Origin of the sequence: Pseudomonas sp. PDM16 (genome assembly GCF_014851865.1) — a bacterium.
Classification (GTDB): Bacteria; Pseudomonadota; Gammaproteobacteria; order Pseudomonadales; family Pseudomonadaceae; genus Aquipseudomonas.
Genome location: NZ_JACVAM010000004.1, coordinates 456,568 through 476,867, shown reverse-complemented (window position 1 = coordinate 476,867; position 20,300 = coordinate 456,568). Strand labels below are relative to the sequence as shown.

Below are 20,300 nucleotides of genomic sequence, written 5' to 3'. Positions count from 1 at the left end.
CATGCCCGAATCCCGCAGTATTTCCAGACCTTCCCGTTCCTGGCTGATTGCCCTGATCGTTCTGCTCATCGCCCTGGTTGCCTGGTGGCTGTGGCCGAAGGCACCTGAGCAGAAGCCCGGTGGTGACTTCGGCCCCTGGGGCGGTCCGGTACCGGTGCGGCTGACCGAGGTGGGTAGCGGCGACTTCCACATCGAACTCAAGGCGCTGGGCACCGTCACGGCGCTGAACACCGTCAACGTGCGCTCGCGGGTGGATGGCGAGCTGGTCAAGGTGTTCTTCGAAGAGGGGCAACTGGTCAAGGCCGGCGACTTGCTGGCGCAGATCGACCCGCGCCCCTACCAAGTAGCGCTGCAGCAGGCCGAGGGCACCCTGGCGCAGAACCAGGCGCAGCTGAAGAACGCCGAGATCGACCTGGCGCGCTACCAGGGTCTGTTCGCCGAAGACAGCATCGCCAAGCAGACCCTCGACACCCAGCAGGCGCTGGTCGGCCAGTACAAGGGCACGGTGAAGAGCAACCAGGCTGCCGTCGCCGACGCTCGCCTCAACCTCGATTTCACCCGTATTCGCGCACCGATCACCGGCCGCCTCGGCCTGCGCCAGGTGGACCTCGGCAACCTGGTGCGCAGCAGCGACACCACGCCGCTGGTGGTGATCACCCAGGTCGAGCCGATCGCCGTCAACTTCACCCTGCCGGAGAAGGACCTGCCGCCGGTGCTGGCCAAGGTGCGCGACAACCAGAAGCTGCTGGTGCAGGCTTGGGATCGTGGCGAGCAGCAGTTGCTGGCCGAGGGCGAGCTGCACAGCCTGGACAACCAGATCGACGTGGCCACCGGCACCGTCAAGCTCAAGGGCCGCTTCAGCAATTCCGGCGAGCAGCTGTTCCCCAACCAGTTCGTCAACGTGCGCCTGCGTGTCGAGACCCGCCAGCAGGCCACGCTGATTCCGTCCGCCGCCGTGCAGTTCGGTGCCCGAGGCACCTTCGTCTTTGTCCTGGGTGCCGACGACAAGGTGCAACTGCGTGACATCAAGGTCGGTGCCAGCGATGGCGCCACCAGCCTGATCGACTCGGGCGTCAAGGTCGGCGAGCGTCTGGTGCTGGAAGGTACCGACAAGCTCAAGGAAGGCAGTCAGGTACAGGTGATCGGCAATGAGCCGGGCGCCCTGGCGCAACCGCAAGGCCAGGCCGCACAGAAGCAGGGCGCATGAACGCCTCACGCCTGTTCATCCTGCGCCCGGTCGCCACCACACTGCTGATGGTGGCGATCTTCCTTACCGGTCTGATCGCCTACCGCCTGCTGCCGGTTTCCGCGTTGCCGGAAGTCGACTACCCGACCATCCGCGTGCTCACTCTCTATCCGGGCGCCAGCCCGCAGGTGATGACCAGCGCGGTGACTGCGCCGCTGGAGCGCCAGTTCGGCCAGATGCCGGGCTTGAAGCAGATGTCGTCGACCAGTTCGGGCGGCGCCTCGGTGATTACCCTGCGCTTCACCCTGGATGTGAATCTGGATGTGGCCGAACAGGAAGTGCAGGCGGCCATCAACGCCGCCACCAACCTGTTGCCTGATGACCTGCCGGCGCCGCCGGTGTACAACAAGGTCAACCCGGCGGACACCCCGGTACTGACCCTGGCGATTCGCTCCAACACCTTGCCGCTGACCCAGGTGCACGACCTGATCGATACGCGCATGGCGCAGAAGATCGCCCAGATCAGCGGCGTCGGCCTGGTCAGCCTGGCTGGCGGCCAGCGCCCGGCCGTGCGCATCAAGGTCGACCCCGAGGCGCTGGCCAGCCACGGCCTCAACCTGGCCGACGTACGCACCCTGATCGCGGCGCAAAACGTCAACCAGCCCAAGGGCAACTTCGACGGCCCCACCCGCGTCTCGCAGCTGGACGCCAATGACCAGCTCAAGTCCGCCGCCGAATACCAGGACCTGATCCTCAAGTATGAGAACGGCGCGGCCCTGCGCCTGCGTGACGTGGCCACGGCGGAGGATGGGGCCGAGAACGAGCGTCTGGCCGCCTGGGCCGACCGCAACGAGACCGTGCTGCTGACCATCCAGCGCCAACCCGGCGCCAACGTCATCGAGGTGGTCGACCGCATCCAGAAGCTGCTGCCGCAGATCACCGCGTCGCTGCCGGCCAGCCTGGAAGTGCAAGTGCTCACCGACCGTACCCAGACCATTCGTGCGGCGGTCAAGGACGTGCAGTTCGAGCTGGTCCTGGCCATTGGCCTGGTGGTGCTGGTGACTTTCCTGTTCCTGCGCAAGGTTTCGGCCACCGTCATCCCGTCCATCGCCGTGCCGCTTTCGCTGATCGGCACCTTCGGCGTGATGTACCTGGCCGGTTTCTCGATCAACAACCTGACGCTGATGGCCCTGACCATCGCCACCGGCTTCGTGGTGGACGACGCCATCGTCATGCTGGAGAACATCGCCCGCCATCTGGAGGAGGGCGAGACACCGTTCAACGCCGCGCTCAAGGGCGCCCGGCAGATCGGCTTCACCCTGATCTCGCTGACCTTCTCGCTGATCGCCGTGCTGATCCCGCTGCTATTCATGGCCGACGTGGTCGGACGGCTGTTCCGCGAGTTCGCCATTACGCTGGCGGTGGCCATCCTGATTTCCCTGGTGGTGTCGCTGACCCTGACGCCGATGATGTGCGCACGCCTGCTCAAGGCCGAGAAGGAAGAGGAGCAGGGGCGTTTCTACAAGTCCGCCGGCGCCGTCATCGACGGCCTGATCGCGCGCTACGCAGTGGGTTTGACCTGGACCCTGCGCCACCAGGGCCTGACCCTGCTGGTGGCCATAGGCACCCTGGCGCTCACCGTGGTGCTGTACCTGGCCGTGCCCAAGGGTTTCTTCCCGGTGCAGGACACCGGGGTGATCCAGGGTATTTCCGAGGCGCCGCAGTCGATCTCCTTCAAGGCCATGAGTGAGCGCCAGCAGCGCCTGACCGCCGTGATTCTGCAGGACCCGGACGTGTCCAGCTTGTCGTCCTACATCGGCGTGGATGGCGACAACCCAACGCTGAACAGCGGCCGTCTGCTGATCAACCTCAAGCCGCACCGCGAGCGCGATGTCACCGCCAGCGAAGTGATCGAGCGCCTGCGTCCCGAGCTGGCCAAGGTGCCTGGCATCGCCCTGTACCTGCAGCCGGTGCAGGATCTGACCATCGAGGATCGGGTCAGCCGTACCCAGTTCCAGTTCAGCCTGGAGTCGCCGGACGGCAAGCTGCTGGAGGAGTGGACGCCAAAACTGATCAGCGCCCTGAGCGAGCAGCCGCAGCTGCGCGACATCGCCAGCGACCTGCAGAACCAGGGCCTGCAGGTGTTCCTCAATATCGACCGCGATGCCGCCTCGCGTCTGGGCGTCAGTGTTGGCGACATCGACGATGCGCTGTACGACGCCTTCGGCCAGCGGCAGATTTCCACTATCTTCACCCAGGCCAGCCAGTACCGCGTGGTGCTGGAGAGCAAGGGCGCCGGTGAGCTGGGTCCGCAGGCCCTGCGGCGTATCCATGTGGCCACGGCCAGCGGCGGCCAGGTGCCGCTGTCGTCCCTGGCGCGGGTGGAAGAGCGCCCGGCCAGCCTGCTGGTCAACCATATTGGCCAGTTCCCGGCGGTCACCGTGTCCTTCAACCTGGCTCCGGACGTGTCGCTGGGCGAGGCGGTCGAGGTGATCGAGCGGGTGGAGCAGGAAATTGGTATGCCGGCCGGCATCCAGAGCCAGTTCCAGGGCGCCTCGGAAGCCTTCCGCGCCTCGCTGTCGTCGACCCTGCTGCTGATCCTGGCGGCCATCGTCACCATGTACATCGTGCTGGGCGTGCTCTACGAGAGCTATATCCACCCGATCACCATTCTCTCGACGCTGCCCTCGGCCGGGGTCGGCGCGCTGCTGGCGCTGCTGCTGACCGGCAACGACCTGGGCCTGATCGCCATCATCGGCATCATCCTGCTGATCGGCATCGTCAAGAAGAACGCGATCATGATGATCGACTTCGCCCTGGAGGCCGAACGCAACCAGGGCATGGCCCCGCAGGATGCGATCTACCAGGCCGCGCTGCTGCGCTTCCGGCCGATCCTGATGACCACCCTGGCTGCGCTGTTCGGCGCCATTCCGCTGATGCTGGCCTCGGGCTCCGGCGCCGAGCTGCGTCAGCCGTTGGGCCTGGTGATGGTCGGCGGTCTGCTGCTCAGCCAGGTGCTGACCTTGTTTACCACCCCGGTGATCTACCTGGCCTTCGACCGCATGTCGCGGCGCCTGCTCGGCCGTAGCGCTTCGGGAGTGGCACTGGCGCCATGAACCTATCCGCGCCCTTTATCCGCCGGCCGGTGGCGACCCTGCTGCTGAGCCTGGCGATCATCCTCGCCGGGCTGGTCAGCTTCCGCCTGCTGTCGGTGGCGCCGCTGCCGAACATGGACTTCCCGGCCATCGTCATCAGCGCCAACCTGCCGGGCGCCAGCCCGCAGACCATGGCCTCCAGCGTCGCCACGCCGCTGGAGCGGGCCCTGGGCAGCATCGCCGGCATCAGCGAGATGACCAGCCGCAGCGCCCAGGGCAATACGCGAATCATCATCCTCTTCGAGATCGGCCGGAACGTGGATGCTGCGGCGCGCGAGGTACAGGCGGCGATCAACGCTTCGCGCAATCTGTTGCCCAGCGGCATGCGCACCATGCCGACCTACGAGAAGTTCAACCCGTCGCAGGCGCCGATCATGGTGCTGTCGCTGACTTCGCCGCAGCTGGACAAGAGCCAGCTGTACGACATGGCCTCCACGGTGATCGCGCAGAAGCTGTCGCAGGTGCAGGGCGTGGGCAAGATCGAGATCGGCGGCAGTTCGCTGCCGGCCGTGCGGGTGGAGCTGGAGCCGCGTCTGCTGGACCAGTACGGAGTGGCCCTGGACGAGGTGCGCAACGCCATCGCCGAAGCCAACCGCGACCGGCCCAAGGGTGACCTGGCCGACGCCAACCGCCACTGGCAGATCCAGGCCAACGACCAGATGCACAAGGCGGCCGAGTACCAGGACCTGATCATCCGCTACGAGAACAACGCGCCGGTGCGCCTCAGCGATGTGGCCAAGGTCCGCGACTCGGTGGAGAACCGCTACAACTCCGGCTTCTACAACGACGAGAAAGCCGTGCTGCTGGTGGTCAACCGCCAGCCGGGGGCCAACATCATCGAAACCATCGAGGATATCCGTGCCGATCTGCCGGCCCTGGAGGCGGTAATGCCCGCCAGCGCCAAGCTGGAAGTGGCGATGGACCGCTCGCCGGTGATCCGCGCCAGCCTGCACGAGGCCGAGCGCACGCTGCTGATCGCGGTGGGCCTGGTGATCCTGGTGGTGTTCCTGTTCCTCGGCCGCTGGCGCGCCTCGCTGATCCCGGCGCTGGCGGTGCCGGTGTCGCTGGTCGGTACTTTCGCGGTGATGTACCTGCTGGATTTCTCACTGAACAACCTGTCGCTGATGGCGCTGATCATCTCCACCGGCCTGGTGGTGGACGATGCCATCGTCGTGCTGGAGAACATCTCGCGACACATCGAGGCTGGTGAGAAACCCATGGCCGCGGCGTTCAAGGGCGCTCAGGAAGTGGGTTTCACCCTGCTGTCGATGAACCTGTCGCTGGTGGCGGTGTTCATGTCCATCCTGTTCATGGGCGGCATCGTCGGCAGCCTGTTCGGCGAGTTCGCCGTGACTTTGACGGCCGCCATTCTCATCTCCCTGGCTGTGTCGTTGACCCTCACGCCCATGCTCTGCGCCCGCTGGCTCAAGGCCGAGGAAGAGGAGCGCGAACCGAGTCGCCTGCAGCGCGCCGGTTCGCGTGTGCAGGAACGTGTACTGGGCTTCTACGGGCGCAGCCTGGAGTGGGCCCTGGTGCATTCCAGACTGACGCTGTTCATCCTGCTGTTGACCATCTTCGGCAACTTCTACCTGTTCGCCACGGTGCCGAAGAACCTCATGCCGGAGCAGGACACCGGTCAGTTGATCGGCTTCGTGCGTGGCGACGACGGCCTGTCGTTCCAGGTCATGCAACCGAAGATGGAACAGTTCCGCCGCGGCCTGCTGGCAGACCCGGCGATCCACAGCGTGGCTGGTTTCATCGGTGGCGAGAGCGGTATCAACAACGCCTTTCTGGTGGTGCGCCTGAAGCCTATCGCCGAGCGCGAGCAGTCGGCCCGCGAGGTGATGGACCGTTTGCGCAAGGAAATGCCCAAGGTGCCCGGCGCCCGTCTGATGCTGATGTCCGACCAGGACCTGCAGTTTGGTGGCCGTCAGGGTCGCAGCTCGGACAGCGAATACGTGCTGATGGCCAGCGAGATGGACCTGCTCAAGGAGTGGTTGCCCAAGGTGCGTGATCGCCTGGCCAGCCTGCCGGAGCTGACCGATATCGACGCCAACGAGGGTGAGGGCGCCCAGCAGATCAACCTGGTGGTGGATCGCACCACCGCCCAGCGCCTGGGCGTGGACATGGCGATGATCACCAGCGTGCTGAACAATGCTTTCAGCCAGCGGCAGATATCCACCATCTACGAGACGCTCAACCAGTACAGCGTGGTCATGGAGATGGACCCGAAATACGCTCAGTACCCCGAGGCGCTGGATCAGATCCAGGTGATCGCCGCCGATGGGGCGCGGGTTCCGCTCTCCGGCTTTTCCCGCTGGGAACGCAGCCTGGAAGAGGACCGGGTCAACCATCAGGGCCAGTTCGCCGCCGAGAGCATCGGCTACAGCCTGGCACCGGATGTGACCCAGGACCAGGCCAATGCGGCGATCCGCAAGGCAGTAGACGAGCTCAACCTGCCGACGGAGGTGCAGGGCCAGCTCGGTGGTACCGGCGGCCAGTTCGAGAAGGAGGCCCAAGGCCAGCCGGTGATGATCCTGATCGCCCTGCTGGTGGTGTACATCGTCCTGGGCATCCTCTACGAGAGCTACATCCACCCGTTGACCATCCTCTCCACGCTGCCCTCGGCTGGCGTCGGCGCACTGGCGGCGATACTGCTCACCGGCGGCGAGTTCAGCATGGTCTCGCTGCTCGGCCTGTTCCTGTTGATCGGCGTGGTGAAGAAGAACGCCATCCTGATGATCGACCTGGCCCTGGAACTGGAGCGCAACGAGCACCTGACCCCGCAGGAGTCGATCCGCCGTGCCTGCCTGCTGCGCTTCCGGCCGATCATGATGACCACCCTGGCCGCCATGCTCGGCGCACTGCCGCTGCTGCTGGGCCAGGCCGAAGGCGCCGAGATGCGCCAGCCGCTGGGCCTGGCCATCGTCGGCGGCCTGGTGCTCAGCCAGTTGCTCACTCTCTACACCACCCCGGTGGTCTACCTGTATCTCGACCGCCTGCGCCATCGGGTCAACCGCTGGCGTGGTGTGCGCACTGACGCCGCTCTGGAAACTCCGCTATGAAGTCCGCATTGCCTCGTATTTCCTTCCTGTTCGCTGCCCTGGCCATGGCCGGTTGCGCTGTCGGCCCGGATTACCTGCGCCCGCAGAGCGCGCCCTCGGCCGAGTTCAAGCAGGCCGCCGGTTGGAAGGCCGCCGCGCCGGCGGACACCGCACTGCGTGGCGACTGGTGGAAGCTTTACGGCGACGCCGAGCTGGATGGGCTGATCGAGCGCCTCAACGCCGACAACCAGAACCTTGCCAGCGCGGAGGCCAAGTACCGCCAGGCGCGAGCGCTGGTGCGTGGTGCGAGGGCAGGCTTTTTCCCGACTGTCGGCTTCAACACCGGCGTGACCCGTGCGGGTCAGGGTGGTGGCGACAGCACCATCAGTACCAACGACGGCGTGAGCGTCAGCGGCGCCAATGCCTCGAACGTATCCAAGAGCTACGAGGCCAGCCTCGGCGTGAGTTGGGAGCTGGACCTGTGGGGCAAGCTGCGCCGTCAGCTGGAGTCGGAGAATGCCGGGCTCGACGCCAGCGTCGCCGACCTGGCAGCCGTGCGCCTCAGCCAGCAGTCCGAACTGGTGCAGAACTACCTGCAGCTGCGGGTGATGGACCAGCAGAAACGCTTGCTCGACGAGACCGTGGCGGCCTACAAGCAGGCCTACCGGATCGCCGAGAACCAGTACAAGGCTGGCATCGTGCCGAAGTCCGATGTGACCCAGGCGCTGACCCAGCTCAAGGGCACGGAGGCCGAGGCGGTGGACCTGGAATACCAGCGTGCCCAGCTGGAGCACGCCATTGCCGTGCTGGTCGGCGTGGCACCGTCCGAGTTCGGGCTGGCGGTACGCGAGGACGTGCCGGCACTGCCGAGCGTGCCGGTCAGCCTGCCTTCGACCTTGTTGGAGCGCCGCCCGGACGTGGCTGCCGCCGAACGCCGGGTGATGGCCGCCAACGCCGAGATCGGCGTGGCCAAGGCCGCCTACTATCCAGAACTGAGCCTGTCCGCCACCGGCGGCTACCGCAGCGGTGGCCTGGACAACTGGATCAGCTCGCCGAACCGCTTCTGGTCCATCGGCCCGTCCTTCGCCCTCAACCTGTTCGACGGCGGCCTGATCCGCTCCCGAGTCGAACAAGCCGAGGCCAGCTACGACCAGACCGTGGCCGACTACCGGCAGACGGTGCTGGGCAGCTTCCGCGAAGTGGAGGATTACCTGGTGCAGTTGGCCGTGCTGGAGCGCGAGGCGGTGGTGCAGCAGGAGGCGCTGGATGCCGCCCGCGAATCGCTGCGGCTGATGCTCAACCAGTACCGTGCCGGTACCGTGGAGTTCACTGACGTGGTCAGCGTGCAGACCACAGCATTGTCCAACGAGCGCACCCGCCTGACCCTGCAGGGCAGCCGCCTGACCGCCAGTGTGCAGCTGGTGGCGGCGCTCGGTGGTGGTTGGCAGGGACTGCCGGAGGAAGAATAAGACGCCATCTACAGATGCCGGGCTGTCCGGCATCTGTAGATGGGCCTTTTGCTCAGGGCCGGATGGTTCCCTCGATCCGCACGATCTTCGGCTCACCGTCGATCAGGCGTAGGCTGACGGTCTCGTGCATGCCGGTGCTCATCTCCCGCCCCTGGATGCTCAGGGTCTCCTTGGTGACGTCCTTGACCGTGGCGCTCTGGCCATCGTTGGCAATCTCGATCGATTCGATATCCACCTCCATGCGATAGCTGTCCAGCCCGCTCCAGCCCTGCTTGAGCAGCTGGCGATACTTGTCCGCGTCGAGCTCGATGCTGCCGTTGGGGGCGCTGATATGGATGCGCACGTCGTCGCTCATGTAGGACAGCGTGGCGTCGATGTCGCGCTGCGAGTTGGCGGCAGTCACCTGATCGTACAGGTGGCGAACACTGCTCTCGGTCAGTGCGGAGTCGGCGTGAGCCAGTGGGGCGAACAGGCAGAACAGAGACAGTGCGAGCTTTTTCATCGACCTTCCTTGTGGGGTGCCCCCGACACGAGGGCGATGTGCCGATGCTAGCGGCATCGTGCTGACGAAAGGAACCCCACGGTCGCGGGTTGTGGATCAGTCGCGGTCTGGTGCGCCCAGTGGGAAGAATGCCCGGTACGGCCGCGCTTCCTCCACCGCACGAGCGAAAGATGGCCGTTGTAGCAGGCGCTGGCGATAGGTACGCACGGTCGAGAAGGCCTCGGCTATCGGCAGGGTCCAGTCTGCGTAGAACAGGAACGGCGCCGCGGCGCAGTCGGCCAAGCTGAAGTGCTCGCCGGCTGCCCAGGTGCGTCCCTGCAGTCGCTGCTCCAGCCAGGCGTAGGCAGTGGCCAGCATCTGCCGCGCCTCGTTCACGGCGTAGGCATCGCGGTTTTGCTCTTGGCGCAGAGCATCGAATACGCACTTCTGCTGAGGCGTGGAGATGTAGTTGTCGAACACCCGATCCATCAGGCGCACTTCCAGAGCCTGAACCGGGTCTTCGGGGATCAGCCGCACCGGCCCGGGGCGGTGCAGTTGCAGGTGTTCGATGATGACACTCGATTCCAGCACCACTTGGCCTTCATCCAGCAGCAACGGAAAGCGTTGCAGCGGCCACAGCTCGGCCAGACGCTGCATGTTCTGCGGCTGCTCCGGCGCCAGCAGGCGATATTCGAAGGGCGTGCCGTTCTCGTAGAGGGCGATCAGCACCTTCTGGCAGTAGGAAGAGAAGGGGTGGGCGAAGAGTTCCAGGGCCATGTTGCGCGTCTCCGTGGGATGGGCTTGCTACTGGTCGAATGGCGCCCGGCTCAATCGACAGCCGTCGTGCTTTCTCGCAACACTTCCTCGGCCAGCCAATCCAGCAGTGCCTTGACCGCCGGCTGGCGCTCGCGGCCTGGCACGCACAGCGCCAGGTACGGCGCACCGGGCAGGCTGATATCGGCGTGATACGGGCGCAGCAGGCCGCTGGCCAGGCTGTCCGACACCAGCACCGAGCTGGCCAGTACCAGACCCTGGCCGGCAATGGCCGCCTGCAGGGCGTAGTGCTCGTCTGGATAGTCGCGACGGGTGGCTGCGAGCACCCAGTTCTCGCCAGCCTGTTCAGCCCAGCTCTCCCAGACTGGCAGACCGGACATCGGCGCGTCCCAGCCAACACCGATCAGGTCCGGGCGCCGCTGCGGCATGTCTTCCAGCAACTGCGGCGCGGCGTAGGCAGCGAAGTGTTCGCCCATCAGCTGTTGTTGGTGCAGTTGCGGGTATTCGCCCAGCCCGCAGCGAATCACTAGGTCGAGGCTGGCGTCGCGCTCCAGTTCGACCAGCTCGTTGCTGGTTTCGATGCGTACGCGGATGCCGGGATGGCGTCGATAGAAGCGACCCAGGCGTGGTACCAGCCAAAGCGCGGCGAAGGCTGGCATGGTGTTGAGGCTGACGCACTGCTCGCCACTCGGTGGCCTCAGGGTGTTGAGGCTGCGGTCGATCTCCATGAAGGCGCCGTGCAGGCTGCGTTGCAGTTTCTCGCCGGCTTCGCTCAAGCGCACACCGCGTCCCAGGCGCTCGAACAGCAGAGTGCCGAGCCATTGCTCAAGGCCACGGATCTGATGCGATACGGCGGTAGGGGTGACGTTCAGCTCCATCGCGGCAGCGCGGAAGCTGGCCAGGCGGGCTGCTGATTCGAAGGTACGCAGGGCGGTAAGGGGAAGGCGGGCGAACATCGGTAGCTCGGTATCAGGTGAGTTGAATTCATCCAGGCAAACTATAGGTCATTTGTACCAGCTTCCCGGCACACATAGATTGCCTGGCACTGAGGCTGCCGAATGGAACCGATCCGAAGCCGAACCGGCGCCCAGCTATATCGGAAAGGTGAGGTGAATTATGCAAGGCGCGAAGCGGAAAGTGGTTCAGGCATTGCTCTACGAACTGGTCGCAGCCCTGTTCGTCTCGCCGGTGATTGCCTGGGGCTTCGACGAGAGCCTGGTCTACTCCGGTACCCTGGCACTGCTGCTATCGCTGGTAGCGCTGAGCTGGAACATGGCGTTCAACAGCCTGTTCGAGCACTGGGAGGCACGGCAGAGGCGGCGTACCCGTACGCTGGGGCGGCGTCTGTTGCACGCCCTGGGCTTCGAGGGTGGTCTGGCGTTGCTGCTGATACCTCTCATGGCCTGGTGGCTGACCATCTCGTGGCTGGAAGCGCTGATTGCCGACATGGGCCTGCTGCTGTTCTTCTTTTTCTATGCCTTTGCGTTCCAATGGGCATTCGATCTGCTATTCGGTGTGCCTGACTCCGCTCAGCAGGAGGTAGAGCCCGGCAGGCTTGGCGTCGTGGATTGAGTTGCAGACGGGGCTGATCGATAGAGCGGCCGTTGAGCAGAGAATAAAAAAAGCCCGGCCATGAGGCCGGGCAAGGCAGTGCTCCGCAGGAGCGAAGGGGGGATCAAGCAGTCGCTGCCAGCAGGCTGATCTGCTGCAGTGCCGCCACCTCGCCGATCACCAGGATCGCCGGGCTCTTCAACTGGAAATCGAGCGCCGCCTGCTGCATGTCGGCCAGGGTGCTGCGGCATTCGCGTTGTTGTGGCAGCGAGGCGTTTTCGATCATCGCCACCGGCATGTCGCCGCGCATGCCGCCGGTCAGCAGGCTGTCGCGTACCTCTGGCAGCTTGGCCACGCCCATGTACACCACCAGCGTGGTGCCGCCTTGGGCCAGCGCCTGCCAGTTCAACGTGCTGTCATCCTGAGTGTGGGCGGTGACCAGGGTCACGCCGCGGGCCACGCCGCGCAAGGTCAGGGGGATGCCGCAGTTGGTGGCGCCGGCCAGGCCTGCAGTGATGCCGTTGACCATCTCCACCTCGATGCCATGTTCGGCCAGCCAGTCGGCTTCCTCGCTGCCGCGGCCGAAGATGCAGGGGTCTCCACCTTTCAGGCGCACCACGCATTTGCCCTGGCGCGCATAACGCAGCATCAGGCGATGGATGAAGGCCTGTGGGGTGGAGCGGCAGCCGCCGCGCTTGCCCACCGGCACTACACGGGCATTGGGGCAGTGCTCCAGTACGGCCGGGTTGACCAGATCGTCGATCATCACGATCTCAGCCTGGTTGAGGGCCTTCACGGCCTTCAGTGTCAGTAGCTCGGGGTCGCCGGGGCCGGCACCCACCAGCCAGACTTTTGCGCTCATGTTCGAATCCTCATACTCAGGCAATGGCCGCCACTGGCTGCTTGGCCAGCAGTCTCTTGATCTCGGGGACGCAGGAACCGCAACTTGTGCCGCACTTGAGCTCACGCTTCAACCCGTCTAGATCAAGGTTTTGCGCGATCCCGGCACAAATGTCGTCCTCGCTGACGTTCATGCAGTTGCACACCACCTTGCTGGCCTTGCGCCCGCCCCCCGGTGGCGTGGCCAGGGGCGCCAGCAGCCAGCGGCGCAGATCCATATCGGTGGTGCCCTGTAGCCACAGCCCCTTGAGCCAGTCGCGAGCAGCCGTTTCACCGGCCAGGCGCACGGCGACGATGCGACCTTCTTCGATGCGTACCCGCTTGCCCACGCCACGTTTCGTGTCGTCGTAGGCCATCACCGGGCCCTGGTCGACGCCCAGCAGGGCATCGATCTGCGCCAGCAGCGCGGCGTCCGGTGCCGACTCCGCGGCGGCACGAATCAGCAGAGCGGGGCGCTCCTCTCGGCCGGTCGGCGCCAGGTTGGCATAGGCGAAGCCCTCGAACAGTGGGCGCAAGGCCTCGAAGCGACGCTGCACGTCCTCTTCCACCAGGGCGAACAGCTGCCAGGGCAAATCGGCCTTCTGCACCTCGACGCTGCTGATCTTCAGTTCCGGCTGCTTGGACAGAGGGTCGAAGGCCGGCTGAGTCAGCACGTTGGTGCCCAGGCCCTTGAGGAAGCGGTCGCCCCAGTGCATCGGCAAATACGCCTGGCCAGGACGCAGGGTGTCGTCGGACTGTACCGGCAGCACCAGACCGCCGCGGCGGCTGCGCAGTTGTACTAGATCACCGGACTGCAGGCCGCGCTGGCGCAGCTCGCCCGGGTGGAGGCCGAGTACCGCCTCCGACACGTGGCCGAACAGGCGGGCGGCGGTGCCGGTGCGGCTCATGCCGTGCCACTGGTCGCGCAGGCGGCCGGTATTCAGCAGCAGGGGGAAATCCGCATCGTGCGCCTCGCGTGGTGGCTGATAGGCATCGGCGATGAAGCGCGCACGGCCGCTGGCGGTGGGAAATATCCCATTCCCGTACAGCCGCGCGGTGCCCTGCTGGGCACCGGCCGGGAAGGGCCATTGTTGCGGACCTTGGTCGTCCAGAATGGCGTAGCTGAGACCGGAAAGATCCAGGTCGCGGCCTTGGGTCAGGTGTTTGTACTCCTCGAACAGCGCCTGCGCGCTATCGAAGTCGAACAGGCTGGGCAGGCCGGGGCGTAGCTGTTGTTCCAGGCGACGGGCGAAGTCACAGACGATCGCCCAGTCCGGCCGCGCCTCTGCGGGCGCTGGCACGGCGCGGCGCACATGGGTGATGCGCCGCTCGGAGTTGGTCACGCTGCCTTCTTTTTCTCCCCAACTGGCGGCCGGGAGCAGGAGGTCGGCGTACTTGCAGGTTTCGGTGGTGAAGAAGGCTTCCTGCACCACCACGAAGGGACAAACGGCCAGGGCCTCGTGGACTTTCTGCTGGTCCGGCAGGGATTGCGCCGGGTTGGTACAGGCGATCCACAGGGCCTTGATCTTGCCTTCGCGCACCGCGTCGAACAGCTCGATGGCGGACAGGCCGGTGCTCTCCGGCAGGCTGTCGACGCCCCAGTAACGGGCGACTTCGGCGCGGTGTTCGGCGTTGCCGGCCTCGCGGTGGCCGGGCAGCAGGTTGCTCAGGCTACCGGTCTCCCGGCCGCCCATGGCGTTGGGCTGGCCGGTAAGCGAGAACGGGCCGGCTCCGATCTTGCCGATCTGCCCGGTGGCCAGGTGCAGGTTGATCAGCGCGCTGTTCTTGGCTGAGCCGGCAGTGGACTGGTTGAGACCCATGCACCACAGCGACAGGAATGCAGGTGACTTACCGATCAGTTCTGCGGCGCGGCGCAGGTCGGCTTCGTCAATGCCGCACAGGTGCGCCACTTCGCTCGGCGGATAGTCGGCGGCCAGCTCGCGCAGGGTGTCGAAACCTTCGGTGTGCGTCTCGATATAGGCGATGTCATAGCTGCCGTCCGCCAGCAGCAGGTGCAGCAGGCCGTGGAACAGGGCCACGTCGGTGCCCGGGGCGATGGCCAGGTGCAGATCGGCCAGCTCGCAGGTATCGGTGCGGCGTGGGTCGACCACGATGATCTTCATCTCCGGCCGCGCGGCCTTGGCTGCTTCCAGACGACGGAACAGGATCGGGTGGGCGTAAGCCATGTTGCTGCCGGCGATCAGCAGGCAGTCGGCCAGCTCGATGTCTTCGTAGCTGCACGGCGGGGCATCGGCGCCCAGGCTGCGCTTGTAGCCGACCACGGCCGAGGACATGCACAGGCGCGAGTTGGAGTCGATGTTGTTGGTGCCGACCAGGGCGCGCGCCAGCTTGTTGAAGGCGTAGTAGTCCTCGGTCAGCAACTGGCCGGAGACGTAGAAGGCGACGCTGTCCGGGCCGTGCTCGCGGAGGGTCTCGGCGAACACGCTGGCGGCGTGATCCAGAGCGCTGTCCCAGCCGCTGCGAGCACGGGCCAGGCCCTTGCCCAGGCGTAACTCGGGATACAGGGCGCGGGCGTCCAGATCGCCGGTCAGGTGCAGGGTCGAGCCCTTGCTGCACAGCTTTCCGTGATTCGCCGGGTGACTGGGATCGCCCTGCACGCCATGGATGCGCTCGCCGTCGTGCTCGATCAGTACGCCGCAGCCCACGCCGCAGTAGCAGCAGGTGGCGGCGGTGATCCGGTTCGAATGCGGCAGGGTGTCAGGCATGGGCGGCGTCCTGGGCCAGGCCGGCCGCATCGACACTGGCCTGGCCGAACATCAGGTGGTCGCGCACGCTGCTGATATCAGCCCCCTCACGGATCTGCTGGAAATACCAGCTGCCGTCCAGGGTGTCGCCATACAGGCAGCCACCGACCAGCACGTCGTCCTTGATCACCAGCTTCTTGTACACGCTGCCGAGCGGGTCGGTGAGGGTGATGGTCTCGGTGTCATCACCACCCATGAAATTGCCGGCGGAGAACAGGTCGATGCCGGTGACCTTGAGCTTGGTGGAGATCACCGAACCCTGATAGCGGGCGGTGCCGAGCATGGCCAGGTGATTGGCGCAGACCTTGGCCTGTTCGAACAGTGGCGCCACCAGGCCATAGGCGATCCCGCGGTGGTTGGCGCATTCGCCGACGGCATACACCCGCGGGTCGTAGGTCTGCAGGGTGTCGTCGACCAGGATGCCGCGGTTGCAGGGGATGCCCGCTTTCTCGGCCAGTTCGAAGTTGGGGCGAATGCCGGCGGCCATTACCACCAGGTCGGCGGGGATCACGTCGCCGCCTTTGAACTGCACGGCGCAGACCCGGCCGTTGCCGTAGTCCAGCAGCTCCTCGGTCTGTTCGTTGAGGCGGAAGTGGATACCGCGCTCCTCCAGCGCCTGCTGCAGCAACTTGCCGGCGGTCTTGTCCAGCTGGCGCTCCAGCAGCCAATCGGCCAGGTGCACCACGGTCACGTCCATACCGCGCTGACGCAGGCCGTTGGCTGCCTCCAGGCCGAGCAGGCCGCCGCCGATCACCACTGCATGGCTGTGAGTACGGGCGGTTTGCATCATCAGTTCGGTGTCGGCGATGTCGCGGTAGGCGATCACACCCTGCAGGCGGTTGCCGGGCACTGGTGGCATGAACGGAGTGGAGCCGGTGGCCAGGATCAGCCGGTCGTAGTGGGCCGTGCTGCCATCGTCGGCGATGACCACGCGCTTCTTGCGATCGATGCTCACCACCTTGCGGCCCAGGCGCAGGTCGATACCGTGCTGCTCGTACCAGTCGAGGCCGTTGAGCACGATGTCGGCGAAGGTCTGCTCACCAGCCAGCACCGGCGACAGCAGGATGCGGTTGTAGTTGGGGTGCGGCTCGGCGCCGAACACGGTGATCTCGTAGAGGTCCGGGGCGAGCTTGAGCAGCTCCTCCAGGGTTCTGACTCCGGCCATGCCGTTGCCTACCATCACCAGCTTGAGTTTGTTCATGCCGGTTCTCTCCTGTTGAAATCACGGAAAAATAAAAAAGGCGTCCCGCCAGTTGCCTAGCGAGGACGCCTTTGTCCAGGTCCCGATCGAGCGGGAGGGCACCGTCTTCCGCGTTGAGGGCGGTGCCTTTATCAGATTGTCGAAGTGTCTTTTGCAGTCCTCGTGCCAACTCATGAAACAGCGGTGTTATAGGGGCTGAATGCCCGCTGGCGCAGCCATACCTCTTGTTGTCGCACCTGATTGGTACGCTCTGCGTCGTTGTGGTGCGGGCTTCACGGCTGGTTCTGCATCTGCGATGCCGTCCACCGCACCAGCTGCTCGGCGAGCTGGTCGCCAGCCTGGCCGAAGGCGGCTACTACCGCCGGAATCTCCACCGCATCGCTGGGCTGGCGCACGACGAAGCTATGACTGGCAACAACCCGCTGGGTGCTGGAGCGTACCAAGCGGGCATCGAGCCGTATCGCGATCTCCGGCTTGCCGCCGCGGTACTCGCTCTGGAAGGCCAGCAGGTTGCCGACCAGCAGGAAGTCGCTCTGCAGGTGCTGCTCTGCGCTACTCAAGGTGGCGAAGCGCCCATCGGCCTGGAATGCCTCCAGCAGGCGGTCGCGCAGCAGCGCCGGGGCCGGATCGCTCCAGCGAGCCCCCTTGTAGCTGCTGATCTCGCTGCCTTGGGGAATGACGGCGATCCGCGTGCTGTCCAGCACCAGGCGGGCCTGCGGACGGGCGATGCCCAGCGAATGGGGAAGCGGTGCGGCACGGTCGCTCGCCTGTGCCTGCGACGAGGGCAGGAGGAAGGTTTGCACGGGCTCCGCGTCGGGCAGCAGCGAGCAGCCACCAAGCAGCGCCAGCGTGGCCAGGCAGAGGGAAAGCAGGGGCCGTGTCATGGCTGGAACTCCTTGTTCTGTTGCCGATCCAGCAGTACCGCGCCGGGATTGTCGGAAAGCCTCTGAGTCATCTGTCGCAGCGAGGCCAGCGTGCTGCGCAATTCGAGGATGGCCGGACCGATCTCGCCGATGCCCTGCAGGCCGCCACCGAGCGCGTCCTGATTGCGCGAGAGCAGTTGCTCCAGGTTGGCGCTGGTGCGCTCCAGCGATGCCATGGTCTGCGCGGCACTGTCCATCACGCTGCGGCCCTGCTGGTCGAGCAATTCGTTGGCATCGCCCATGGTCCGGTTGGTCCGCTGCAGCAGCAGGCTCGCCTGGCGGCTGGTCTCGGCCAGTTCGGTCAGAGTCTGACGAATCTCCCCACGCTGGCTCGCCACTGCGCCGGCGGTCTGCTCCAGGCTGGCCAGGGTGCTGCCGACCCGCTCGATGTTCTCGCTGGAAAACATGCGGTTGGCGTTGGCGAGCAGGTGGTTGATGTTGGTGACCAGATCTTCGCCGTTGGTGAGCAGGCGTGACAGGGGCGACGGGTCGGCGACTATCACCGTCGGCCGGTCGTTGCGAGTGGCGAGGGCTGGGCTGGTCGGCGTTCCGCCGTAGAGCTGGATCACCGCACCGCCTGTGATGCTGGTCAGAGCCAGCCGTGCGTGGGTGTTCTCCTTGATCGGCGTATCCTCACCCACGCGTACGATGGCCTGCACCTGCCGTGGGTCCTGCGGGTCCAGGTGCAGGCTGACCACGTCTCCGACCTTGATGCCGCTGTACTGCACGCTGCTACCCACCGAGAGGCCGTTGACCGCCTCCTTGAATACCACTTCGTAGAGCTTGAACTCCCGGTCGATGCTGGACTTGCCCATCCAGAGAGCGAACAGCAGCGCGCTGCCGACCGCCAGGACGGTGAAGAGGCCGATCAGCACATGGTGTGCACGGGTTTCCATCATGGGTTCTCCCTGTTCGTGGCCTGGCTGGCCGCGCGGCCGCGGGGGCCGTGAAAGTATTCGCGAATCCAGGCGTCATCGGTCGCCTCGACCACCGGCAGGCGGTCGGCGACCAGAACCTTCTTCTGCGACAGCACCGCGACCCGGTCGCAGATGCTGTAGAGCGTATCGAGGTCGTGAGTGACCAGAAATACACTCAGGCCCAGCGCATCGCGCAGGGTGAGGATCAACTGGTCGAACGCGGCGGCGCCGATGGGATCGAGCCCCGCGGTGGGTTCGTCGAGGAAGAGGATTTCCGGGTCCAGCGCAATAGCGCGCGCTAGCGCGGCCCGCTTGACCATGCCGCCTGACAGTGAGTCCGGATATTTGTCGCCGGCACTGGCGGGCAAACCGGCCAACGCGACCTTCACCCGCGCCAGGCACTCGGCATCGCGTCGGCTCAGGCCGGCGTGTTCGATCAGTGGCAAGGCGATGTTCTCGATCACCGTCAGCGACGAGAACAGCGCGCCGCGCTGGAACAGCACGCCAAAGCGGCGTTCCAGCTGTGACCGTCGTTCGGGGCGTGCTTCCAGCAGGTTATCGCCGAACACCTTGATGCTGCCAGCGGCAGGGCGCAGCAGGCCGACGATGCTGCGCAGCAGTACCGACTTGCCAGTGCCTGACCCACCGACCACCCCGAGTACCTCGCCACGCCTGATGTCCAGATCGAGGTCGTTGTGCACTACCTGTGTGCCGAACTGGTTACGCAGCGCGCGTACCTGTACCAGTGCCTCGTTCACCAGCCCATCTCCATGAAGAACATTGCCGCCAGTGCGTCGAGCAGGATCACCATGAATATCGACTGCACCACGGCCGAGGTGGTGTGATCGCCGACCGACTTGGCGCTACCTCCGGACTTGAAGCCCTCGAGGCAGCCGATGATGGCGATGATGAATGCGAAGAACGGCGCCTTGGCCAGGCCCACGAAGAGGTGTTGAACCGGCACCTCGGACTGCAGGATACCGAGGAACAGCGTGGGCGAGATGTCCAGCATCAGGGCGCTGACCACGCCACCGCCGAGGATGCCGGACAGGATGGCGATGAAGGTGAGGATTGGCAGGCTGATCATCATCGCCAGGATGCGCGGCAGCACCAGCAGTTCCATGGGGTTGAGGCCGAGCACGCGGATCGCGTCTATTTCCTCGTTGGCCTTCATTGAGCCGATCTGTGCAGTGAAGGCGCTGGCGGTTCGGCCGGCCATGAGGATGGCGGTCAGCAGCACGCCGAATTCGCGCAGAAAGGAGAAGGCCACCAGATGCACGGTGTAGATGGTGGCTCCGAAGTTGGCCAGCACCGTGGCACCGAGGAACGCTACCACCGCTCCGACCATGAAGGTCAACAGCACGATGATGGGGATGGCGTTCAACCCGGTCTGTTCGATGTGGGCGACCAGGGAGGTGACACGCCAGCGGCGGGGTTGCAGCAGCGTGCGGGCAAGGCTCTCCAGTGCCAGGCCAATGAAGCCGAGCAGGGCGCGCCCTCGGTCCCACAGGCCGGTCATGGTGACGCCGACTTCTTCCAGGACTTCGTAGGCGGCGGACTGGTGGGCGGCCCCGGGCGACTCCGGACATTCCTGTAGCGCCTCGCCAACGGTGTGCAGCAGTGCCAGGCGTTCGGGGGTGAGTTCGGGGTTCTGTCGTGCGAGAGATGTCAGTCTTTCGCTGCCCAGCCAGCGCCCCAGTAGCGCAGCTCCGGCGGTATCCAGCTGCCCCAGCAGGGAGAAATCTAGAGGCTGATCAGGCGCCAGGGTCCCCAGGCGGCTCAGTTCCGCCTGCAGATGGCTGTAGTGACCCAGGGTCCAGTCCCCACTGATCTGCCAGCGGGGCGGGGAGTGTGCGGTGTCCTGAACGATGCTGCCGATTTCCGACATGGGCTTCCTGCTGTGTGCTCGAGCGGCCCCGAATGTGAGCGAGCGGGGTGCCAGGCGCAAGTCTTCG

The 20,300-nt window shown here is 65.5% G+C and carries 14 protein-coding genes and 1 pseudogene; 5 read left to right on the top strand and 10 right to left on the bottom strand.

The features are described from left to right. Position 1: 1 nt before the first annotated feature. From IB234_RS17030 to IB234_RS17015, 4 genes are read left to right on the top strand one after another with little or no spacing between them, the layout of a single operon-like run. The gene (locus IB234_RS17030) at positions 2-1,207 is read left to right on the top strand and encodes an MdtA/MuxA family multidrug efflux RND transporter periplasmic adaptor subunit (RefSeq protein WP_192320035.1); all 1,206 of its coding nucleotides are present in this window, start codon (positions 2-4) and stop codon (positions 1,205-1,207) included. Next, positions 1,204-4,302, top strand: coding sequence for an MdtB/MuxB family multidrug efflux RND transporter permease subunit (locus IB234_RS17025; RefSeq protein WP_192320033.1), 3,099 nt, complete (start codon positions 1,204-1,206; stop codon positions 4,300-4,302). Before IB234_RS17030 ends, IB234_RS17025 begins: the two co-directional genes overlap by 4 nt. Then, positions 4,299-7,406 carry an efflux RND transporter permease subunit gene (locus IB234_RS17020; RefSeq protein ID WP_192320030.1) on the top strand — a complete coding sequence of 1,036 codons (3,108 nt, stop codon included), beginning with the start codon at positions 4,299-4,301 and terminating at the stop codon, positions 7,404-7,406. Before IB234_RS17025 ends, IB234_RS17020 begins: the two co-directional genes overlap by 4 nt. Further along, positions 7,403-8,854, top strand: coding sequence for an efflux transporter outer membrane subunit (locus tag IB234_RS17015; RefSeq protein WP_192320028.1), 1,452 nt, complete (start codon positions 7,403-7,405; stop codon positions 8,852-8,854). The genes IB234_RS17020 and IB234_RS17015 overlap by 4 nt, the downstream gene beginning before the upstream one ends. Positions 8,855-8,906: 52 nt before the next feature. Here the strand turns inward: IB234_RS17015 and IB234_RS17010 are convergent, their stop codons facing one another. From IB234_RS17010 to IB234_RS17000, 3 genes are all read right to left on the bottom strand, one after another. Further along, a complete protein-coding gene (locus IB234_RS17010; RefSeq protein WP_192320026.1) occupies positions 8,907-9,356 on the bottom strand; it encodes a YybH family protein in 450 nt (149 codons plus the stop codon). 96 nt (positions 9,357-9,452) lie between these two features. Continuing rightward, a complete protein-coding gene (locus IB234_RS17005) occupies positions 9,453-10,112 on the bottom strand; it encodes a glutathione S-transferase family protein (protein ID WP_192320024.1) in 660 nt (219 codons plus the stop codon). Positions 10,113-10,162: 50 nt separating this feature from the next. Continuing rightward, positions 10,163-11,065: a LysR substrate-binding domain-containing protein gene (locus IB234_RS17000; protein ID WP_192320022.1), complete on the bottom strand. Its 903-nt coding sequence runs from the start codon at positions 11,063-11,065 to the stop codon at positions 10,163-10,165. 160 nt (positions 11,066-11,225) lie between these two features. On the opposite strand from IB234_RS17000, the gene IB234_RS16995 reads away from it, so the two are divergent. Further along, complete coding sequence (locus IB234_RS16995) at positions 11,226-11,681, top strand: PACE efflux transporter (RefSeq protein WP_192320020.1); 456 nt, start codon at positions 11,226-11,228, stop codon at positions 11,679-11,681. Positions 11,682-11,784: 103 nt separating this feature from the next. Here IB234_RS16995 and cobA read toward each other — a convergent pair whose 3' ends face one another. The 7 genes and pseudogenes from cobA to IB234_RS16960 form a co-directional block, all read right to left on the bottom strand. Continuing rightward, positions 11,785-12,522, bottom strand: a complete 738-nt coding sequence (cobA, locus tag IB234_RS16990; RefSeq protein WP_192320017.1) for a uroporphyrinogen-III C-methyltransferase — start codon at positions 12,520-12,522, stop codon at positions 11,785-11,787. A 16-nt stretch (positions 12,523-12,538) separates the two neighbouring features. Further along, the gene (locus IB234_RS16985) at positions 12,539-15,265 is read right to left on the bottom strand and encodes a nitrate reductase (RefSeq protein ID WP_192320015.1); all 2,727 of its coding nucleotides are present in this window, start codon (positions 15,263-15,265) and stop codon (positions 12,539-12,541) included. Positions 15,266-15,284: 19 nt separating this feature from the next. Beyond that, positions 15,285-16,505: pseudogene (locus tag IB234_RS16980) on the bottom strand (NAD(P)/FAD-dependent oxidoreductase); the annotation flags it as partial. 272 nt (positions 16,506-16,777) lie between these two features. Then, positions 16,778-17,389: an ABC-type transport auxiliary lipoprotein family protein gene (locus IB234_RS16975; protein ID WP_192320011.1), complete on the bottom strand. Its 612-nt coding sequence runs from the start codon at positions 17,387-17,389 to the stop codon at positions 16,778-16,780. Next, the gene (locus IB234_RS16970; protein WP_192320090.1) at positions 17,386-18,324 is read right to left on the bottom strand and encodes an MlaD family protein; all 939 of its coding nucleotides are present in this window, start codon (positions 18,322-18,324) and stop codon (positions 17,386-17,388) included. Before IB234_RS16970 ends, IB234_RS16975 begins: the two co-directional genes overlap by 4 nt. Beyond that, the gene (locus IB234_RS16965) at positions 18,324-19,106 is read right to left on the bottom strand and encodes an ABC transporter ATP-binding protein (protein ID WP_192320087.1); all 783 of its coding nucleotides are present in this window, start codon (positions 19,104-19,106) and stop codon (positions 18,324-18,326) included. The genes IB234_RS16970 and IB234_RS16965 overlap by 1 nt, the downstream gene beginning before the upstream one ends. Then, on the bottom strand, positions 19,100-20,233 hold the full coding sequence (locus tag IB234_RS16960; RefSeq protein ID WP_192320009.1) for an MlaE family ABC transporter permease: 1,134 nt from the start codon (positions 20,231-20,233) through the stop codon (positions 19,100-19,102). The genes IB234_RS16965 and IB234_RS16960 overlap by 7 nt, the downstream gene beginning before the upstream one ends. Between the last annotated feature and the right edge of the window lie 67 nt (positions 20,234-20,300).

What these genes read in the sequence shown, in the direction of transcription:
- IB234_RS17030 (WP_192320035.1), top strand. Translation starts at nt 2, where the DNA reads ATGCCCGAATCCCGCAGTATTTCCAGACCTTCCCGTTCCTGGCTGATT.
- IB234_RS17025 (WP_192320033.1), top strand. Translation starts at nt 1,204, where the DNA reads ATGAACGCCTCACGCCTGTTCATCCTGCGCCCGGTCGCCACCACACTG.
- IB234_RS17020 (WP_192320030.1), top strand. Translation starts at nt 4,299, where the DNA reads ATGAACCTATCCGCGCCCTTTATCCGCCGGCCGGTGGCGACCCTGCTG.
- IB234_RS17015 (WP_192320028.1), top strand. Translation starts at nt 7,403, where the DNA reads ATGAAGTCCGCATTGCCTCGTATTTCCTTCCTGTTCGCTGCCCTGGCC.
- IB234_RS17010 (WP_192320026.1), bottom strand. Translation starts at nt 9,356, where the DNA reads ATGAAAAAGCTCGCACTGTCTCTGTTCTGCCTGTTCGCCCCACTGGCT.
- IB234_RS17005 (WP_192320024.1), bottom strand. Translation starts at nt 10,112, where the DNA reads ATGGCCCTGGAACTCTTCGCCCACCCCTTCTCTTCCTACTGCCAGAAG.
- IB234_RS17000 (WP_192320022.1), bottom strand. Translation starts at nt 11,065, where the DNA reads ATGTTCGCCCGCCTTCCCCTTACCGCCCTGCGTACCTTCGAATCAGCA.
- IB234_RS16995 (WP_192320020.1), top strand. Translation starts at nt 11,226, where the DNA reads ATGCAAGGCGCGAAGCGGAAAGTGGTTCAGGCATTGCTCTACGAACTG.
- cobA (WP_192320017.1), bottom strand. Translation starts at nt 12,522, where the DNA reads ATGAGCGCAAAAGTCTGGCTGGTGGGTGCCGGCCCCGGCGACCCCGAG.
- IB234_RS16985 (WP_192320015.1), bottom strand. Translation starts at nt 15,265, where the DNA reads ATGCCTGACACCCTGCCGCATTCGAACCGGATCACCGCCGCCACCTGC.
- IB234_RS16975 (WP_192320011.1), bottom strand. Translation starts at nt 17,389, where the DNA reads ATGACACGGCCCCTGCTTTCCCTCTGCCTGGCCACGCTGGCGCTGCTT.
- IB234_RS16970 (WP_192320090.1), bottom strand. Translation starts at nt 18,324, where the DNA reads ATGGAAACCCGTGCACACCATGTGCTGATCGGCCTCTTCACCGTCCTG.
- IB234_RS16960 (WP_192320009.1), bottom strand. Translation starts at nt 20,233, where the DNA reads ATGTCGGAAATCGGCAGCATCGTTCAGGACACCGCACACTCCCCGCCC.